Genomic DNA, 17,517 nt, shown 5'->3' on the forward strand with positions numbered 1-17,517 from the left:
CCCGCCGCTCCCGTGTCGAGGCGGGCGAGGCCGAGGTCGGGCGGTTGCGCGAGGCCGTCACCACCGCCGTGGCCCGGGCCGAGGAGGCCGAGCGCGAGTTCGCCGGCCTCGAGGGCACGATCGCCGACGAGGAGGGCAGCGAGGAGGACCTGGACCAGACCTACGAGCAGGCCGCCGCCGCGCACGAGGAGGCCGCCGCCGAGGTCGAGCGGATCACCGAGGCCGGCCGCGCCGCCGAGCGGGACCGGCAGTCCGCGCAGGCACGCCTCGAGGCCCTCGAGCTGAGCCTGCGCCGCAAGGACGGGGCCGAGGCGCTGCGCGAGGCGGGCGCGGGGGAGCACGAGATCATCGGTGCGGTGGCCGAGCTCGTCACCGTCACCGGCGGTCACGAGGCCGCCATCGCCGCCGCACTGGACCAGGCGGGCAGCGCCCTCGCCGTCGGCAGTGTCGCCGGTGCTGCCCGGGCGGTCCGCCAGCTGCGCGCCGACGACGCCGGCCGGGCCACCCTCGTCGTGGGCCCCACCGCCAGGACGAGCGAGCACTCCGCGTGGCCGGAGCTGCCCGAGGGAGCGGTGTGGGCCCGGGAGGTCATCGAGGCCGATGCCGCGGTGCGCCCCGCCGTCGAGCAGCTCCTCGACCGGGTCGCGGTCGTCGCGGACGCCGACGCGGCGCTGGCCCTCGTCACCCAGGTGCGGGAGGTCACCGCCGTGACCGCCGAGGGCGACGTCTTCGGGCCCGGACTGGTGCGCGGCGGGTCCAACGCAGCCCCGAGCACCCTGGAGCTGCAGTCGGCCGTCGACGAGACCCGCGAGGCGCTCGCGGAGGCGACCCGGCGCAGCGAGGAGTCCACCTTCGCCCTCACCACCGCGCGCAGCACCCTCACCGAGCGGGAGGAGGCCGTCGAGGCGGCGATGGAGGCCCTGCACGACTCCGACGCCCGCATGGCCGCCGTGGCGGAGAAGCTCGGCGCCCTCGGCACCACCTCGCGCACCGCCCGCGCCGAGGCCGAGCGCACCCGGTCGGCGATCACCGACGTCGAGGCCACCCTCGAGGAGGACCGGGCCGAGCTCGCCCGGCTCGAGCAGCGACTGGCCGAGGCCGCTGCCGAGCCCGAGGAGGAGACCGAGGACCGGGGCGATGACCGGGAGCGGCTCGACGCCGAGGCCGCCGCCGCACGCACCGCCGAGACCGAGGTGCGGCTCTCGCTGCGCACCAAGGAGGAGCGGGCCCGTGCCCTGCACGGCCGGGCCGAGTCCCTCGAGGGGGCGGCCCGCAACGAGATCGCCGCCCGGGAGCGGCTCCGCGAGCGAAGGGAGCGTCGCCGCCAGGAGGCGCAGGTGGCCGCCGCCGTGCGGACAGCGGCCGAGTGGGCCGCTGCGCGGGTCCGTGGGGCGGCCGAGGTCGCCGACCGGGCGAAGGCCGAGGCCGAGCGCGCCCGCTCCGAGCGGGACGAGGCACTGCGCGCCATGCGCACCGAGCTGAACGAGCAGCAGGACGCCCTGCGCGACCTCACCGACGAGGTGCACAAGGACGAGGTGGCCCGGGCCCAGCAGGTCGCCCGCATCGAGACGCTGCAGGCCCGCGCCGTGGAGGAGCTCGGCGTCGAGCCGGAGGTCCTCATGGAGGAGCTCGGCCCGCACCAGCTCGTCCCGCACATCGCCGGGCCCGACGAGGACCCCGAGTCCGAGGACTTCCCCGAGCCGCGACCCTACGTGCGCGCCGAGCAGGAGAAGCGCCTCAAGAAGGCCGAGCGCGGGCTGCGCGCCCTCGGCAAGGTCAACCCCCTCGCGCTCGAGGAGTACGCGGCGCTGGAGGAGCGCCACACCTTCCTCACCACCCAGCTGGAGGACCTGCGCCAGTCCAAGAAGGACCTGCTCGGGATCGTCGCCGAGATCGACGAGCGGGTCGAGCAGGTCTTCGCGGACGCCTTCGCCGACACCGCTGAGCAGTTCAAGGTCGTCTTCTCGCGGCTCTTCCCCGGTGGTGAGGGCCGACTCGTGCTCACCGACCCGGACGACATGCTCACCACGGGCATCGACGTCCAGGCCCGGCCCCCGGGGAAGAAGGTGGGGCGGCTCTCGCTGCTCTCGGGAGGGGAGCGCTCCCTCGTCGCCGTGGCGACCCTCGTCGCGATCTTCAAGGCCCGGCCCTCGCCCTTCTACATCATGGACGAGGTGGAGGCCGCCCTGGACGACACCAACCTCGGCCGCCTCATCGGGCTCTTCGAGGAGCTGCGCGACTCCAGCCAGCTGATCGTCATCACCCACCAGAAGAAGACGATGGAGGTCGCCGACGCCCTCTACGGCGTCTCGATGCGCGGTGACGGCATCACGACGCTCGTGAGCCAGCGGCTGCGCGAGGTGCGACACCTCGAGGAGCCGCAGTCGGCCTGACCCGGCGGGTCGAGTTGAGCACGCCTGCCCGTGCGTAGCAACATGAAGGCATGACTGCCATCATCGTGGGACTTCTCCTCACACTGGCGTTGTCCATCGCGGTGATGGCCGTCGTGTTCATCCCCGCACGCCGCCAGGGCCGGGACATCCTCACCGCACGCGGGGAGCGCGTCGTGGTCAGGGTGCGGATGAGCGCGGACAGTGCCGCCAAGGGTACCTCCGGCCTGATGCCCGGTGGCAGGAAGAAGGCCTCATGAGCGCCGGGACGCCCCAGCTGCGCGGACCGGTCGACACCTCGGTCCGCCCGCAGGACGACCTCTTCGGCCATGTGAACAACCACTGGCTCGAGGCCGTCGAGATCCCCGCCGACCGCGGGCGCTACGGCGTCTTCGACGTGCTGCGCGAGCGGGCGGAGGCGGACGTGCGCGAGCTCATCGAGGAGGTCGCCGACAAGGCGCCGGAGGAGGCCACCGAGGTCGAGGCCAAGGTGGGCGCGCTCTACCGCTCCTTCCTCGACGAGGGGCGGGCCGACGAGCTGGGGGCGGGCCCCCTTCGCCCGCTGCTGGAGGCGGTCGACGAGGTGACCTCCGTCGCCGACCTCGTCACGCTGACCGGCCGGCTGACCCGAGACGGCGTCCCCGGCTTCGTGCTGCCCTTCGTGAACACCGACGACAAGGACTCCTCCCGCTACGTCGTCTACCTCGAGCAGGGCGGTCTCGGGCTGCCGGACGAGGCCTACTACCGCGAGGAGCAGCACGCCGAGACCCTCGCCGCCTACCGCGGGCACGTCGCGCGGCTGCTCGCCCTCACCACCGACCAGGGCGAGGAGGCGGCCGCCGAGGTCGCCGGGCGCGTCGTCGACCTCGAGACCCGCCTCGCCGGCGAGCACTGGGACCGGGTGACCAACCGGGACCCCGTCAAGACCTACAGCCTGCTGGACGCCGAGGCGCTCGCCGACCTGGCCCCCGCGATCGACTGGGGCGCCTGGGCCACGGCACTCGGGGCGACGGCCCCCTTCGCCGAGGCCGTCGTGCGCCAGCCGGACTTCCTCCACGGCCTGTCCACCGCGCTGGACGAGGTGGACCTCGCGACCTGGCGGGACTGGCTGCGCTGGCGCGTCGCCTCGACCTTCGCCTCCTTCCTGCACGCCGAGGCCGTCGAGGAGGAGTTCGACTTCGTCGGGCGCACCCTCTCGGGCATCCCCGAGCAGCGGGCCCGCTGGAAGCGCGGCGTCTCGCTCGTCGACGCCTCCCTCGGCGAGGCCGTCGGCGAGCTCTACGTCGCCAGGCACTTCCCGCCGGCCGCCCGGGAGCGGATGAACGAGCTCGTCGACAACCTCGTCGAGGCCTTCCGCCGCTCCTTCGCCCACTCCACGTGGATGGGGGAGGAGACCCGGGAGAGGGCCGCCGAGAAGCTTGCGGCCTTCACCCCCAAGATCGGCCACCCCGTGACGTGGCGGGACTACTCCGCCCTGCAGGTCCGGGAGGGCGACCTCGTGGGCAATGTGCGCCGGGTCGCGGCCTTCGAGGTCGACCGGGAGCTGCGCAAGCTGGGCGGACCGGTGGACCGTGACGAGTGGTTCCTCACCCCGCAGACGGTCAACGCCTACTACAACCCGGGGCTGAACGAGATCGTCTTCCCCGCCGCGATCCTGCAGCCGCCCTTCTTCGACGCGGAGGGCGACGACGCCGACAACTACGGCGGCATCGGTGCGGTCATCGGCCACGAGATCGGGCACGGCTTCGACGATGCCGGGTCGACCTTCGACGGCCGGGGCAACCTGCGCGACTGGTGGACCCCCGAGGACCGCGAGGCCTTCGAGGAGCGGCGTGATGCCCTCATCGAGCAGTTCGACCGGCAGGAGACCCGGCACGCGCCCGGGTACACCGTCAACGGTGCCCTGACCGTCGGGGAGAACATCGGGGACATCGGCGGGCTGGCCATCGGGCACGCCGCCTACCGGATCGCCGTCGGGGAGCGCGCGGAGCAGGTCGGCGAGGACGGGCTGACCGGCGAGCAGCGCTTCTTCACGAACTGGGCGCGGGTCTGGTGCGGCGACGCGCGCACCGAGGAGGCCGTGCGGCTGCTGGCCGTCGACCCCCACAGCCCCCAGGACGTGCGCGGCAACGCGGTGCGCAACATCGACGCCTTCCACGAGGTGTACGCCACGACGGAGGGCGACGGCATGTGGCTGGCGCCGGAGGAGCGGGTCTCCCTCTTCTGAGCGGGCACACTGGGGCCATGCCCCGCGACCGCAACCCCCAAGGACGTCCGGAGAACTCCCGCCCCCGTGACGGGCTGGGCCGGCCCCTGCCGTACGGCAGCACCGCTGTCACCCCGGTCCCGCCCGGGCCGCGCCCGCCGGAGCAGGCGATCGACGTGGCACAGGAGCTGCTGGACCGGGAGCGTCCCTTCCAGGCGCACGAGGTGCTCGAGGACCAGTGGAAGGCCTCCGGCCCGGGGGAGCGGGACCTGTGGCAGGGCCTGGCCCAGCTGTGCGTGGCCCTGACCCACCAGCGCCGCGGCAATGCGAAGGGGGCCACCGCCCTCGCGGTGCGCGCGGCCGAGCGCGTCGGCGGGTTCGCCGACGCGCCGCCGCACGGGCTGGACGTCGCCGGCCTGGTCTCGTGGGCCGGGAGGCTGGCCGAGGAGCCCGAAGGAGAGACCCCGGTCCCCGGGCTGCGAGGATGATCCCCGTGATGGGAATCGACACGCTGATTGAGTACATCGCCGTCGCCGTCGGCCTGGTGGTCATCCTCGGAGGACTCGCGGTCGGCCTGCTGCGCGGCCGGGGTGGCAAGGACAAGGAGCTGCCGCAGCAGCACCGGCCACCGGAGCGCCCCAAGGGCACCACCGACCACCGCAGCGGCTCGATCGTCCTCGACCGGCCGAGCGACCACGCCAAGCCGCAGGCGCCCCCGGAGGAGCCCGCAGCCCCGGAGGAGCCGGCGCCGAAGGCCGAGCCCGAGACCGAGCCGGCGGAGCCCGAGGCCGAACGGGCCCCTGAGCCCGAGCAGACGGAGGAGCCGGAGGTCCCCGTCGAGGGGGACGCCCCCGAACGCGCCCGCACCGCACCGCCCGCCCCGGAGCCGGAGACCGCGGAGCCGCTGGAGCCCGCCGAGCCCGAGGCCGAGCCGGCGGAGGACGAGGGGGCGACGGACGAGGAGCTCGAGTCACTCGACACCACGGCCGTCACGCCCGAGCAGGCCGCGGAGGAGCCGGCGCTGGAGACCCCGGCCCCCACCCGGGACCGGATGCGCAACCTGCGGGTGCGCCTCGCCCGCTCCAACGGTGCGATCGGCAAGGGCCTGCTGGCGCTGCTCTCCCAGGGCAGCCTGAGCGAGGAGGACTGGGAGGACGTCGAGGACACCCTGCTGGCCGCCGACCTCGGCATCGAGCCGACGACCGAGCTCGTGGACTCCCTTCGCGAGCACGTCTCCGTCGACGGGACCACCGACCCGGAGGTTGCCAAGGACTGGCTCTACCAGGACATGCTGCAGCTGGTCGACCCGAGCATGGACCGCGGGCTGGCCGCCAGCCGTGTCGACGGGCGCCCGGCCTGCATCCTGGTCGTGGGTGTCAACGGCACCGGCAAGACGACCACCGTCGGCAAGCTCGCCCGCGTGCTCGTGGCCAACGACCGCGACGTCGTCCTCGGCGCGGCCGACACCTTCCGCGCCGCCGCCGCGGACCAGCTGGAGACCTGGGGCGCCCGCGTCGGCGTGCCGACCATCCGCAGCGACCGGGAGGGGGCCGACCCGGCCGCCGTGGCCTTCGACGCCGTGAAGGCCGGCGCGGACACCGAGTCCGACGCGGTGATCATCGACACCGCCGGCCGGCTGCACAACAAGGTGGGTCTCATGGACGAGCTGGCCAAGGTCAAGCGCGTCATCGAGAAGCAGAGCCCGATCGACGAGGTGCTCCTCGTCCTCGATGCCACGACGGGGCAGAACGGCCTGGCGCAGGCGAAGGTCTTCGCCGAGGCGGTCGACATCACCGGTGTGGTGCTCACCAAGCTCGACGGGACCGCCAAGGGCGGCATCGTCGTCGCGGTGCAGCGCACCCTGGGCGTGCCGGTCAAGCTCGTCGGCCTCGGTGAGGGTGCGGACGACCTGGCCCCCTTCGTGCCGGAGGCCTTCGTCGACGCCATCGTCGGCTGACCACCGCCCGCCAGCGACGCGAGGGCCCCACCGCCGATCGGCGGTGGGGCCCTCGTGCCCGCGGGCGTCAGCTGTACTGGTTGAAGGTGAAGTACGCGCGGACCCGGTCACCGTCGATGACGGCCCACTCCACCGTGACGTGGATGTTGGAGGTCCCGGACCCGCTGCGGGCCGGTCCCTCGCAGGTGGCGGTGCGGCCCTCGACGTAGACGAGGTCGTTCGAGCAGGAGACCTCGGAGACGGGGTAGCCGGTCTTCCGCGCGATCTGGCTCTCCAGCTGCGAGGAGTCCAGCGTGTAGCTGGGGTCGGTGTTCGGCGTGGAGCCGGCCGGGGTGGGCGGCACGCTCTGGGACTCCCCGAAGGTCGGCTCGCTGCTGCTCGGCGAGCTGGTCGGGGACTCGCTCGTCGTCGAGGAGTCGGTCTCCTCATCGGTCGTGGACTCGCTCTCGTCGTCCGAGGACTCGTCGGTCGAGTCCTCGCTGCTCGAGCTGCTGCTGGAGTCGCTCTCGTTCACGAGGTAGACGGCGCCGCCGCCACAGCCGCAGATGAGCAGCAGCGCGACGACCGCTCCCGCGATCCAGGCCCAGACCGGGACGCCCCCGCTCTTCTGCGGCGGCTGGCCGTAGCCTCCGCCGTAGCCGGACGGGTCCTGGCCGTAGGCCGGCTGCCCGGGCTGGCCCTGACCGTACGGCGGCTGGCCGGGCTGGCCCTGCCCGAAGGGGTTGTGGTCCGGTCGTCCCGGTCCTGGTGGGGGCGGAGGTGGCGTCGTCATGGGTCTCCCTACTGCTGGTTCGTCCCGGAGGAAGAACATGCCGGCGTCCCCCCCCGGGAGCATGTAACGGTGTCCGGCAACCCAACCGTAAGCGAGGGCGGCCAGGGTGCGGGGACCCGGCAGCGTGATGATCACCCCCGCCGGACGTGCCCACCAGCGCGAGGCACGCAGCAGCGCGGCCACCGCCTCGTGGCCCGAGGCGATGAGGCCGTCGGCGGAGACCCACTGCAGGGCCTCCTCGCACTGCTGCCGGGTCAGCCCCAGCCGGCCCAGCTCCGCCTCCTGGAAGGGCACGACGTCGAAGTCGCCGGGGCGGCCCCGCAGCCACCGCCGGACCAGCCGGGCGAAGGAGCTGCACACGCCGCAGCCACCGTCGAAGACGAGCACGGCTCGCATGGTCCCTCCTCCTGCTGGTGGTCCCGGCCTCAGACCGCGGCCTGCGTGAAGCTGAGGTAGAACTCGACGTTCTCCGGGCCGGTCACCACGGCCCAGTCCACCTCGACGTCGACCTCCAGGTCCGTCCCGCCGGGGGTGCTGCGGGTGCACGTCGTCGAGCTGTCCTCGACGAGCACCAGGTCCTCGGGGCAGGAGATCTCCTCCGCGGCCGCGCCGTCCAGACCGCTGGCCACGTGCTGCTCGACACGCTGGGCGGGCAGCAGCACGCTGGCGTCGGTGTTCGGCGGGGCGTCCGGCGGCGGCTCCGAGCCCCCGTGCGTCGTCGGGGACGAGGAGGACTCCTGGTCCGCGTAGAGGACGACCCCGGCGACGGCCGTGCCCACGCAGCAGAGCAGCACCAGCAGCGCGACGACCCCGCCGATCACCCACGCCCACACCGGCAGGCCCCTGCGCTGCGGGACGAAGGGGGACCCCCCGGCGTAGGGGTGGCCGGGCCACGGTGGAGGCGGTGTGCTCATCAGCGGCCACGGTAGGCCAGCGCGGGCACCGGCGGTGCCCGAGGGTGTGCACGGACCGGCCGCCACAGCAGATAGCCTTGGGCGGGTGTTCACCAGCCTGTCCGACCGCCTGACCGCGACCTTCAAGAATCTCCGCGGCAAGGGGCGCCTGTCCGAGTCCGACGTCAACAAGACCGTCCGGGACATCCGGATGGCCCTCATCGACGCGGACGTGGCGCTGCCCGTCGTCAAGGAGTTCACGAAGGCGGTGCGCCACCGGGCCACCGGCGCCGAGGTGTCCCAGGCGCTCAACCCGGCCCAGCAGGTCATCAAGATCGTCAACGAGGAGCTCGTCGAGATCCTCGGTGGCAACACCCGCACGATCCAGCTGGCCAAGCGGCCGCCGACCGTCATCATGCTCGCTGGCCTGCAGGGCTCGGGCAAGACCACCTTCGCCGGCAAGCTCGGTGCCTGGCTGAAGGAGCAGGGCCACACCCCCCTGCTCGTCGCCGCGGACCTGCAGCGCCCCAACGCCGTCACCCAGCTCGAGGTCACCGGTGAGCGTGCCGGCGTGCCGGTCTTCGCGCCCGAGCGCGGCAACACCGGTGGCCACGACGCGACGCTGGAGAGCGGCGAGGGCACCCGTTCCTTCGGTGATCCGATCTCGGTGAGCCGGGCGGGTGTGGCGCAGGCCGAGAGCCAGCACCACGACGTCGTCATCATCGACACCGCCGGTCGGCTGGCCGTCGACGCCGACCTCATGCAGCAGGCCGCGGACATCCGGGCCGCCGTCGAGCCGGACGAGGTCCTCTTCGTCATCGACGCGATGATCGGTCAGGCGGCCGTCGAGACCGCCAGCGCCTTCCTCGACGGGGTCGACTTCACCGGTGTCGTGCTCTCCAAGCTCGACGGTGACGCCCGCGGTGGCGCCGCCCTGTCCGTCGCCGGCACGACCGGCCGCCCGATCATGTTCGCCTCGACCGGCGAGACCGTCCGGGACATCGAGGTCTTCCACCCCGACCGCATGGCCAGCCGGATCCTCGACATGGGTGACGTGCTCACCCTCATCGAGCAGGCCGAGCGCGCCTTCGAGCGGGGCGAGGCCGAGGAGATGCAGCGGAAGTTCCTCGCCGAGGAGGACTTCACGCTCGATGACTTCCTGCAGCAGATGGCCGCCGTGAAGCGGATGGGCTCGCTGAAGTCGATGCTGAAGATGATGCCCGGCATGGCGCAGAACGCCGCTGCCCTCGACGCCCTCGACGAGCGGGAGTTCGACCGGGTGGAGGCCATCGTGCGCTCGATGACCCCCTTCGAGCGCAGCCACCCCAAGCAGATCAACGGCTCCCGCCGGGCCCGCATCGCCAAGGGCTCCGGTGTGCAGGTGAGCGAGGTCAACCAGCTCCTCGAGCGCTTCGGCCAGGCGCAGAAGATGATGAAGCAGATGGCGCGCGGCGGTGGCATGCCCGGTATGCCGGGGGCACCCGGCGGCGGCGCGGGCGGGGGCCGCAAGAAGGGCAAATCCCAGCAGCGCAAGAAGAAGGGCAAGTCCGGCAACCCCGCCAAGCGGGCCCAGCAGGAGCGGGAGGCCGCCGAGCGCGCCCGGCAGCGCTCCGCCGGCTCGGCCGGGTCCGCCTTCGGCGGTGGTGGACAGGGGGCCGGCGTGCCCGACCCCTCCGAGATCGACCCCTCCCAGCTGCCGAAGGGGTTCGAGAAGTTCCTCGGGAAGTGAGGGGCGATGCGCCTGCACCACACGAGCACGGGTGAGACGGGCCCACGGATCGCCTTCTGCCACGGCCTGTTCGGCCAGGGACGCAACTGGAGCCAGATCGCCAAGGGGCTGGAGGACGTCGCCCGGCCGACCACCTTCGACCTGCCCGACCACGGGCGCTCGCCGTGGACCGAGCACTTCGACTACGTGGACATGGCCGAGGTCCTCGCCGAGAACCTCACCGCCATCGGCGGGGAGGAGCCGTGGATCGTCGTCGGCCACTCCATGGGCGGCAAGGTCGTCATGCTGCTCGCGCTGCTGCACCCGGAGATCGTGGACCGCCTCGTCGTCGTGGACATGGCCCCCGTGGACTCCTCCGGGGGCAGTGAGTTCCGCGGGTACATCGACGGCATGGCGGCTCTGGACCTGGAACGCATCGGCAGCCGCGCGGAGGCCGACGCGGCGATGACCCCGGTGGCCGCCGACCCCGGCGTGCGCTCCTTCCTGCTGCAGAACCTGCGGCGCGAGGGCACGGGGTGGCGCTGGCAGGCCAACCTGGAGGTCCTCGGGCGCGACCTGGACCGGATCACCGGCTGGCCCGCGGAGCGGGTGGCGGGCCTGGCCCCCTTCGAGGGGACGGTGCTGTGGCTGGCGGGGGAGCGCTCCGCCTACGCCGACGAGGCCCACGAGGGGGCCATGCGGGCCCTCTTCCCCCGGACCCGCAGGGTCGTGGTCAAGGGGGCCGGCCACTGGGTGCACTCGGAGAAGCCGGACACCACCCTCGCGGCGCTGCGGGCACTCGTCACCGCCGACTGACCCCTCTCGCCGTGGGAGGCCCGGTGTGATGGAGTGGAGGAGGACACCTCGTCGACCGGAAGGACGCCCATCATGGCCCGCATCGTCGTCATCGGTGGTCACGGCAAGATCGCCATGCAGCTGCACCCACAGCTCGTCGAGGCCGACCACCGGGTCACCGCCGTCGTGCGCAATCCGGACCACGTCGCCGAGGTCGAGGGCACCGGAGCCCACGCCGTCGTCGCGGACGTCGAGCAGCTCGACACCGACGCCTTCGCCGAGCTCGTCGGGGGCCATGACGCGATCGTCTGGTCCGCCGGAGCCGGTGGCGGGAACCCCGCCCGCACCAAGGCCGTCGACGAGGAGGCGGCCATCCGCTCGATGGACGCCGCCGCCGCGGCCGGGGTGGGCCGCTACGTCATGGTCTCCTACAACGGGGCCGGCCCGGACCACGGCGTGGACCCGCAGACCCCCTTCTGGCACTACGCCGAGGCCAAGGCGAAGGCCGACGAGCACCTGCGTGGCACGAACCTGGACTGGACGGTCCTCGGCCCGAGCAAGCTCACCGACGGCCCCGCGACCGGCTCGATCAACGTTGCCGGTCGGGCCGAGGGCAGCGGCGAGGTCTCCCGCGCGAACGTCGCCCGGGTGATCGCGGAGTCCCTCGAGGCCAACGGCACCGTCGGCCGCACGATCGAGTTCCACGACGGCGGCACGCCCATCGGCGACGCCCTGCGGTGAGCGAGCCCGGGCCGATAGTGTCGGGCCATGGCTGATGTGCTCCACGTCACGGGTGAGATCCTGCTCTCCGAGGAGGAGAGCGTCGGTGAGCTGTGGGTCGTCGACGGGCGGATCTCCTTCACGCCGCCGACGTCCGGTGAGGTCGAGACGGTCCACGGCTTCGTGCTGCCGGGGTTCGTCGACGCCCACTGCCACGTGGGGCTGGACGCCCACGGCGCGGTCGACGACGAGACGAGCGAGGCCCAGGCGCTCACCGACCGGGACGCCGGCACCCTGCTGATCCGCGACGCGGGCTCGCCCGCCGACACCCGCTGGATCGACGAGCGGGACGACCTGCCGAAGGTCATCCGAGCCGGCCGGCACATCGCCCGGCCCAAGCGCTACATCCGCAACTTCGCGCACGAGGTCGAGCCCGAGCAGCTCGTCTCCCGGGTGCGGGCCGAGGCGCGCGCCGGGGACGGGTGGGTCAAGCTCGTCGGCGACTGGATCGACCGCGAGCGCGGCGACCTCGGTCCGCTGTGGCCGAGGGAGGTGCTCACCGAGGCGATCGCCGTGGCCCACGAGGAGGGGGCCCGGGTGACCGCGCACTGCTTCGGCGAGGAGTCGCTCGCCGACTTCGCCGCCGCGGGCACCGACTGCATCGAGCACGCGACCGGGCTGCTGCCGGAGACGATCCAGACCTTCGCCGACCAGGACATCGCCATAGTCCCGACGCTGGTCAACATCGAGACCTTCCCGCAGATCGCGGCGCCCGCGCAGGAGAAGTTCCCCGACTACCACCGGCACATGCTCGACCTGCACGCGCGGCGCTACGAGACCATCGCCGCCGCCCGCGAGGCCGGGGTGCGGGTCTACGTCGGGACCGACGCGGGTGGCTCGCTGCCCCACGGGCTCGTCGCGCAGGAGATGGAACAGCTGACTCGGGCCGGGTTCTCCTCCCCGGAGGCACTCGCCGCGGGAACCTGGGGAGCCCGCGAGTGGCTGGGGCGTCCCGGCATCCACGAAGGGGAGGACGCCGACCTCGTCGTCCTGGCCGAGGACCCCCGCGCGGACGTGCGCACCTGCCTGGACCCGGAGCACGTGATCCTGCGGGGCGCCCGGGTGGCGGGGCGGTAGTCGCCTACACCTCCACCCGAGGGGTGGTCGGAGCCTCCTGCTGCTCGGGCGACTCCACGGCCGCCTTCTCCCGCCGGTGGGCACGTACGGCGACCGTCACGGCACCCAGCCAGACCGCGGTCACCGCGGCGTACATCCCCGGGCCGACGAGCGCGTCGCCCCCGATCGCGAGCAGGAAGGTGCGCGCATTCGTGACCAGGATGAGGCCGCCGACGAGGGTGCCCATGACGCGGGCCGGCATGAGCCGCACGACCCAGGCGGCGAAGGGGGCGGCGACGACACCGCCGAGCAGCAGCGCCCCGACGATCGTGAAGGGGATCTCGGAGGTGCTCAGTCCGAGCAGGAAGCCGGCGCTGGCACCGAGGGTGACGACGAACTCGGCGGCGGCCATGGTGCCGACCACCTTCCGCGGTTCCATCCGACGCGACGCGAGCAGCGTCGAGGACCCGACCGGGCCCCAGCCGCCACCACCGACGGCGTCGAGGAAGCCGGCCACCACGGCCAGCGGGGAGAGGAACCACCGGGGCAGGCCGCCCGCCCGGACGGTCGGGCCCGACCGGTCGAAGGCGAACCGGGTCAGGATGTAGACCCCCATCCCGAAGAGGATGACCGCCACGACGGGCGTCGCGGCGTCGGCGGGGATCGAGGTGAGGAAGGTCGCTCCCACGAAGGCCGAGAGCCCACCCGGAACCGCCAGCCAGAGGATCTTGCCCCAGTCGATGTTGCCGAAACGCCAGTGGGAGAGGCCCGAGGCGGCGCTCGTGCCGATCTCGGCCAGGTGGGTGCTCGCCGAGGCGACGGCCGGGGAGATGCCGCCGGTCAGGAGCACCGTGGTCGAGGTGATCCCGAAGGCCATCCCGAGCGCGCCGTCGACCAGCTGGCCGGCGAGGCCCGCCAGGGCGATGAGAAGCAGCATGCGCATGTGCGGTTCCTTCACGGTGAGGTTGAAGTCCCATAACTCCGACATGTCCAGTGGGAGTTATGGGAGTTGTCTACCGTGGGCCGACCTCGCGCGTCAAGGAGCCGCGGCGGGGCCACCCCCTTCGCCCGCCACCCTTCGGTGAGAATGGGGGGCATGCACATCTCCGCCCGCTCGGACTACGCGGTCCGCGCCATGCTCACCCTCGCGGGACTCGACGAGGGCTCGCGGGTGTCGGTCGTGCGGCTGGCGGAGGAGCAGGACCTGCCGCGCAAGTTCCTCGAGACGATCCTCTCGGACCTGCGCCGGGCCTCCCTCGTCACGAGCCGCATGGGCGCCGGGGGCGGCTACTCGCTGGCGCGCCCGGCGGGGGAGATCCACGTCGGTGACGTCATCCGGGCGGTGGACGGGCCGCTGGCCGAGGTGCGCGGCGAGCGCCCCCAGGCCACGACCTACGACGGGGCCGCCGCCCACCTGCAGGCCGTGTGGGTCGCGGTGCGGGCCAGCGTCCGCTCGGTCCTGGACGCCACGACCCTGGCCGACGTGGTCTCCGGCGACCTGCCGGAGGGTGTCCGCCGCGCCCTCGAGCTGCCCGGGGCGTGGGAGAACCGCTGACCGATTGGGGCGGGGGGCCCGGGCTCTGGCAGAATGGCCCGCTGTACCCGTGCGCCGCGACCCCTCTCGCTGCGGCGGACGCCTACACCCCGAGCAGTCGGTACCCCGCGTGTCCCCACCCGGTCTCGCCGCTGCTCATGACACAGGAACAGGAGACCACTCACGTGGCCGTCAAGATTCGCCTGAAGCGGATGGGCAAGATCCGCGCCCCCTTCTACCGCGTCGTCGTCATGGACTCCCGCACCAAGCGGAACGGTCGTGCGATCGAGGAGATCGGGCTGTACCACCCCACCGAGGAGCCCTCGGTGGTCAAGATCGACGGGGAGCGTGCGCGGTACTGGCTCTCCCAGGGCGCCCAGCCCACCGAGGCCGTCGCCGCGCTGCTGAAGCTCACCGGTGACTGGCAGCAGTTCAAGGGCGAGGCCGCCCCCGAGAGCTCGCTCAAGGCCCCCGAGGCCAGGCCGTCCAAGAAGGAGCTCTACGAGGCCGCCCTCGCCGGCTCCGACAAGGAGGCCAGCGAGCACGAGGCCATCACCTCCAAGAAGAAGGCCGACAAGGAGGCCGCCAAGGAGCAGGCCGCCGACGAGCCGGCCGCGAAGGACGACGCCCCGAGCGCCCCCGCCGAGGCACCCGCAGAGAACCCCGAGGCCTGACGTGCTCGACGAGGCGCTCGAGCACCTGGTCACCGGGATCGTCGACCACAAGGACGACGTCGTCGTCCGGAGCAAGAACCTGCGCCGCGGCCAGGTCCTCGAGGTGCGCGTGCACCCCGACGACCTCGGCCGGGTGATCGGCCGCTCCGGCCGCACCGCCTCGGCGCTGCGCACCGTCCTCGGCGCCCTCTCCGACGGCGAGAAGATCCGGGTCGACATCGTCGACACCGACCGCGAGGGCTGAGCCCCACCGGTCGCCACGCGTTGGGAGCCTGCACCCGAACCGGGTGCAGGCTCCCTTCGTCATGTCGTGGGCACGTAGGTTGTGCCCATGACACCCGACCACGGCGCCGTCGTCGCCCGCATCGGCAAGCCGCACGCGTTGCGCGGTGAGGTCACCGTGCAGCTGCACACCGACGACCCCGAGCGGCGCCTCGTGCCCGGCGCCGTCTTCGCGACGGTCGCCGAGCCGGGCTCCGGCGTGCCCCGCGAGCTCACCCTCGCCACCGCCCGCGTGCACCGGGGGATCTGGCTGCTCGGCTTCGAGGGGATCCCGGACCGGACCGGGGCGGAGTCGCTGCGCGGCACCCGGCTGGTGCTGCCGGAGGACGCCGAGGACGACGAGGAGGGCTGGTACGAGCAGGACCTCGCGGGTCTGCAGGCGATCGCCCCCGACGGCAGCGTGGTCGGGGAGGTCGTCGGGCTCGACCTCGGCGCCGCCCAGGACCGGTTGCGGGTGCTCCGTCCGGACGGGAAGGAGGCACTCGTCCCGCTCGTCGCCCAGATCGTGCCCGACGTGGACCTCGAGGCCGGCGTCGTGGTCGTCGACGCCCCGCCCGGCCTGCTCGACCTGGACTCGCTGGAGGACTGAGCGGGTGCGCATCGACGCCGTCACGATCTTCCCCGACTACCTGGCCGCCCTCGACCTCTCGCTCATCGGCAGGGCTCGCCGCGAGGGCATCATCGACCTGCGGGTGCACGACCTGCGCGACTTCACCCACGATCGCCACCGCACCGTCGACGACACGCCCTACGGCGGCGGCGCCGGCATGGTGATGAAGGCCCAGCCGTGGAGCGAGGCACTCACCCACGTCCTCGACTCCGCCGACGGCCGCAGCGGTCCGGCGCCGGTGCTGCTCGTCCCCGGCCCCGGTGGCGAGCGCTTCACCCAGGCGAGCGCGCGGGAGCTGGCGAAGGCTCCGTGGCTGGCCTTCGCCTGCGGCCGCTACGAGGGCATCGACGAGCGGGTGTACGAGTGGGCCGCCGAGCGGATGGAGGTGCGCGTCGTCTCCCTCGGCGACTACGTCCTGAACGGGGGAGAGGTGGCCGTCCTGGCCATGGTCGAGGCGATCGGCCGCCTCCTGCCGGGCGTGGTCGGCAATGCCGAGTCGCTGGTCGAGGAGTCCCACGAAGGGGGCCTGCTGGAGTACCCGATCTACACCAAACCGGCGACGTGGGACGGTGGCGACGGGGTGGAGCGCGTGGTCCCGGAGGTCCTCCTCGGCGGCAACCACGCAGCCATCGCGGACTGGCGACACCGGCAGCGGCTCGAGCGGACCGCGGCCCGGCGGCCCGACCTGCTCCACGACGCCGCCACGACCGGTGGCCTGGCCGACCTCGACCACGCGGTCGCGACCCCCGCCGACGCCGCCGAGCTGGCCGTGCTGCAGAAGGCCTGCTGGATCGAGATGGTCGCCCCCGTCGAGAACTGGTGGGGGGCGCCGGCCGAGGACGCGGACACCGTGGCGGCGGACCTCGAGCACTGGAGCACCCACGTCTTCCGCTCCGGCGGGCGGCTCGTCGGCTCGGTCCGGGTGCGCCGGGACCCGACCGAGCCCAGGACGTGGCAGATCGGCCGGCTGATGGTCGTCCCCGACCTGCAGGGGCGTGGGCTGGGCCGGGAGCTGCTCGCCCTCGCCGAGTCGCTGGCGCCCCCGGACGTGGACACCTACTGGCTGAACACCGGCGCCGACCAGCAACGCCTGCTGCGGATCTACCGCAAGGCCGGCTACCGCATCAGCGGCGAAGGGGAGGGCCCGGGCACGGTGGACCTCACGCGCCGAGCATGATCCTCGTCGGCAGCCGCGGCCGGCCGCCACGTCAGGTCGGGCCGCGATTTCCGGTCGCGGCCCGACCTCTGGCAGAATCGTCCATCGCGCTCCTCTAGAGCCGCCCCTGCCACAGGGGGAGTACCGGATCGACATCGCGACTGCGATGACCCCGGTGCGCGGCGGCGAGTGCACTCCTCCCAGGAACACGAGGGCGGGCGACCTGTGGCGCCTGCAGGAAGCGACAGCGCCATGCAGCGTTTCGACGAGATCGACAAGAAGTCCATGCGGGACGACGTCCCCAGCTTCGGCCCCGGTGACACCGTGAAGGTGCACGTCAAGGTCGTCGAGGGCAACCGCAGCCGTGTCCAGGTCTTCCAGGGCGTGGTCATCCGCATCCACGGTGCCGGTGTCGGTGAGACCTTCACCGTCCGCAAGGTCTCCTTCGGTGTCGGTGTGGAGCGCACCTTCCCGGTGCACACCCCCTCCGTCGAGAAGATCGAGGTGGCCACCCGCGGTGACGTCCGCCGCGCGAAGCTGTACTACCTGCGCGACCGCGTCGGCAAGGCCGCCCGCGTCCGCGAGAAGCGGGAGACCTCCTCCAAGTGACGGCCCCCGCCCGAGCGGTCTGCGGCTGACCCACGTGCCCACGGACCCTGCCCGGACGGGCCATGACCCGACCCCCGCCGAGCCATCGGCGGGGG

Annotated in this window: 18 protein-coding genes; 15 read left to right on the top strand and 3 right to left on the bottom strand. The window is 73.1% G+C overall.

What is annotated here, in order from left to right; all coding sequences use genetic code 11:
- The 5 genes from JCO01S_RS13815 to ftsY form a co-directional block, all read left to right on the top strand.
- On the top strand, positions 1–2,393 hold a 2,393-nt coding region (locus JCO01S_RS13815), incomplete at its 5' end, for an SMC hinge domain-related protein (RefSeq protein WP_068256950.1).
- A gap of 50 nt (positions 2,394–2,443) precedes the next feature.
- Positions 2,444–2,650 (top strand): hypothetical protein, encoded by a 207-nt coding sequence (locus tag JCO01S_RS13820; protein WP_068256953.1) that lies wholly within the window; start codon positions 2,444–2,446, stop codon positions 2,648–2,650.
- Complete coding sequence (locus JCO01S_RS13825; protein WP_068256956.1) at positions 2,647–4,617, top strand: M13 family metallopeptidase; 1,971 nt, start codon at positions 2,647–2,649, stop codon at positions 4,615–4,617. The genes JCO01S_RS13820 and JCO01S_RS13825 overlap by 4 nt, the downstream gene beginning before the upstream one ends.
- A gap of 17 nt (positions 4,618–4,634) precedes the next feature.
- Positions 4,635–5,084, top strand: a complete 450-nt coding sequence (locus JCO01S_RS13830; protein ID WP_068256959.1) for a DUF309 domain-containing protein — start codon at positions 4,635–4,637, stop codon at positions 5,082–5,084.
- A gap of 8 nt (positions 5,085–5,092) precedes the next feature.
- Positions 5,093–6,553 (top strand): signal recognition particle-docking protein FtsY, encoded by a 1,461-nt coding sequence (gene ftsY / locus JCO01S_RS13835; RefSeq protein ID WP_068256999.1) that lies wholly within the window; start codon positions 5,093–5,095, stop codon positions 6,551–6,553.
- Between the two features lie 67 nt (positions 6,554–6,620).
- Here the strand turns inward: ftsY and JCO01S_RS16120 are convergent, their stop codons facing one another.
- Complete coding sequence (locus tag JCO01S_RS16120; RefSeq protein WP_068256962.1) at positions 6,621–7,721, bottom strand: thiol-disulfide oxidoreductase DCC family protein; 1,101 nt, start codon at positions 7,719–7,721, stop codon at positions 6,621–6,623.
- Positions 7,722–7,750: 29 nt separating this feature from the next.
- Entirely contained in the window at positions 7,751–8,239 is a 489-nt protein-coding gene (locus JCO01S_RS13845; RefSeq protein ID WP_157074637.1) for a DUF4333 domain-containing protein, read from the bottom strand.
- A gap of 85 nt (positions 8,240–8,324) precedes the next feature.
- Here JCO01S_RS13845 and ffh point away from each other — a divergent pair, with 85 nt between their 5' ends.
- The 4 genes from ffh (at position 8,325) to JCO01S_RS13865 (ending at position 12,578) form a co-directional block, all read left to right on the top strand.
- Complete coding sequence (gene ffh, locus JCO01S_RS13850; RefSeq protein ID WP_068256964.1) at positions 8,325–9,947, top strand: signal recognition particle protein; 1,623 nt, start codon at positions 8,325–8,327, stop codon at positions 9,945–9,947.
- 6 nt (positions 9,948–9,953) lie between these two features.
- Positions 9,954–10,742 carry an alpha/beta fold hydrolase gene (locus tag JCO01S_RS13855; RefSeq protein WP_068256967.1) on the top strand — a complete coding sequence of 263 codons (789 nt, stop codon included), beginning with the start codon at positions 9,954–9,956 and terminating at the stop codon, positions 10,740–10,742.
- Positions 10,743–10,814: 72 nt separating this feature from the next.
- On the top strand, positions 10,815–11,462 hold the full coding sequence (locus JCO01S_RS13860) for an SDR family oxidoreductase (RefSeq protein ID WP_068256970.1): 648 nt from the start codon (positions 10,815–10,817) through the stop codon (positions 11,460–11,462).
- Positions 11,463–11,489: 27 nt separating this feature from the next.
- Positions 11,490–12,578, top strand: a complete 1,089-nt coding sequence (locus tag JCO01S_RS13865; RefSeq protein WP_068256973.1) for an amidohydrolase family protein — start codon at positions 11,490–11,492, stop codon at positions 12,576–12,578.
- A 4-nt stretch (positions 12,579–12,582) separates the two neighbouring features.
- Here JCO01S_RS13865 and JCO01S_RS13870 read toward each other — a convergent pair whose 3' ends face one another.
- Positions 12,583–13,500 (bottom strand): sulfite exporter TauE/SafE family protein, encoded by a 918-nt coding sequence (locus JCO01S_RS13870; protein ID WP_068256976.1) that lies wholly within the window; start codon positions 13,498–13,500, stop codon positions 12,583–12,585.
- Positions 13,501–13,653: 153 nt separating this feature from the next.
- Here JCO01S_RS13870 and JCO01S_RS13875 point away from each other — a divergent pair, with 153 nt between their 5' ends.
- From JCO01S_RS13875 to rplS, 6 genes are all read left to right on the top strand, one after another.
- Positions 13,654–14,112: an RrF2 family transcriptional regulator gene (locus tag JCO01S_RS13875; protein WP_068256979.1), complete on the top strand. Its 459-nt coding sequence runs from the start codon at positions 13,654–13,656 to the stop codon at positions 14,110–14,112.
- Between the two features lie 164 nt (positions 14,113–14,276).
- The gene (gene rpsP, locus JCO01S_RS13880; protein WP_068256984.1) at positions 14,277–14,765 is read left to right on the top strand and encodes a 30S ribosomal protein S16; all 489 of its coding nucleotides are present in this window, start codon (positions 14,277–14,279) and stop codon (positions 14,763–14,765) included.
- Position 14,766: 1 nt separating this feature from the next.
- Positions 14,767–15,009: an RNA-binding protein gene (locus JCO01S_RS13885; RefSeq protein WP_068256987.1), complete on the top strand. Its 243-nt coding sequence runs from the start codon at positions 14,767–14,769 to the stop codon at positions 15,007–15,009.
- Between the two features lie 87 nt (positions 15,010–15,096).
- Positions 15,097–15,636 (top strand): ribosome maturation factor RimM, encoded by a 540-nt coding sequence (gene rimM, locus JCO01S_RS13890; RefSeq protein ID WP_068256990.1) that lies wholly within the window; start codon positions 15,097–15,099, stop codon positions 15,634–15,636.
- A 4-nt stretch (positions 15,637–15,640) separates the two neighbouring features.
- Positions 15,641–16,834, top strand: a complete 1,194-nt coding sequence (gene trmD, locus JCO01S_RS13895; RefSeq protein ID WP_068256993.1) for a tRNA (guanosine(37)-N1)-methyltransferase TrmD — start codon at positions 15,641–15,643, stop codon at positions 16,832–16,834.
- 231 nt (positions 16,835–17,065) lie between these two features.
- Positions 17,066–17,422 (top strand): 50S ribosomal protein L19, encoded by a 357-nt coding sequence (gene rplS / locus JCO01S_RS13900; RefSeq protein WP_068256996.1) that lies wholly within the window; start codon positions 17,066–17,068, stop codon positions 17,420–17,422.
- The last annotated feature ends 95 nt before the right edge of the window (positions 17,423–17,517 follow it).

The sequence above is a fragment of the Janibacter corallicola NBRC 107790 genome, from assembly GCF_001570965.1.
Classification (GTDB): Bacteria; Actinomycetota; Actinomycetes; order Actinomycetales; family Dermatophilaceae; genus Janibacter; species Janibacter corallicola.

Coding starts and splice junctions, on each gene's coding strand:
- JCO01S_RS13820 (WP_068256953.1), top strand. CDS start 2,444: ATGACTGCCATCATCGTGGGACTTCTCCTCACACTGGCGTTGTCCATC.
- JCO01S_RS13875 (WP_068256979.1), top strand. CDS start 13,654: ATGCACATCTCCGCCCGCTCGGACTACGCGGTCCGCGCCATGCTCACC.
- JCO01S_RS13845 (WP_157074637.1), bottom strand. CDS start 8,239: ATGAGCACACCGCCTCCACCGTGGCCCGGCCACCCCTACGCCGGGGGG.
- JCO01S_RS13855 (WP_068256967.1), top strand. CDS start 9,954: ATGCGCCTGCACCACACGAGCACGGGTGAGACGGGCCCACGGATCGCC.
- JCO01S_RS16120 (WP_068256962.1), bottom strand. CDS start 7,721: ATGCGAGCCGTGCTCGTCTTCGACGGTGGCTGCGGCGTGTGCAGCTCC.
- rimM (WP_068256990.1), top strand. CDS start 15,097: ATGACACCCGACCACGGCGCCGTCGTCGCCCGCATCGGCAAGCCGCAC.
- JCO01S_RS13860 (WP_068256970.1), top strand. CDS start 10,815: ATGGCCCGCATCGTCGTCATCGGTGGTCACGGCAAGATCGCCATGCAG.
- JCO01S_RS13825 (WP_068256956.1), top strand. CDS start 2,647: ATGAGCGCCGGGACGCCCCAGCTGCGCGGACCGGTCGACACCTCGGTC.
- JCO01S_RS13865 (WP_068256973.1), top strand. CDS start 11,490: ATGGCTGATGTGCTCCACGTCACGGGTGAGATCCTGCTCTCCGAGGAG.
- JCO01S_RS13830 (WP_068256959.1), top strand. CDS start 4,635: ATGCCCCGCGACCGCAACCCCCAAGGACGTCCGGAGAACTCCCGCCCC.
- rplS (WP_068256996.1), top strand. CDS start 17,066: ATGCAGCGTTTCGACGAGATCGACAAGAAGTCCATGCGGGACGACGTC.
- JCO01S_RS13870 (WP_068256976.1), bottom strand. CDS start 13,500: ATGCGCATGCTGCTTCTCATCGCCCTGGCGGGCCTCGCCGGCCAGCTG.
- ftsY (WP_068256999.1), top strand. CDS start 5,093: ATGGGAATCGACACGCTGATTGAGTACATCGCCGTCGCCGTCGGCCTG.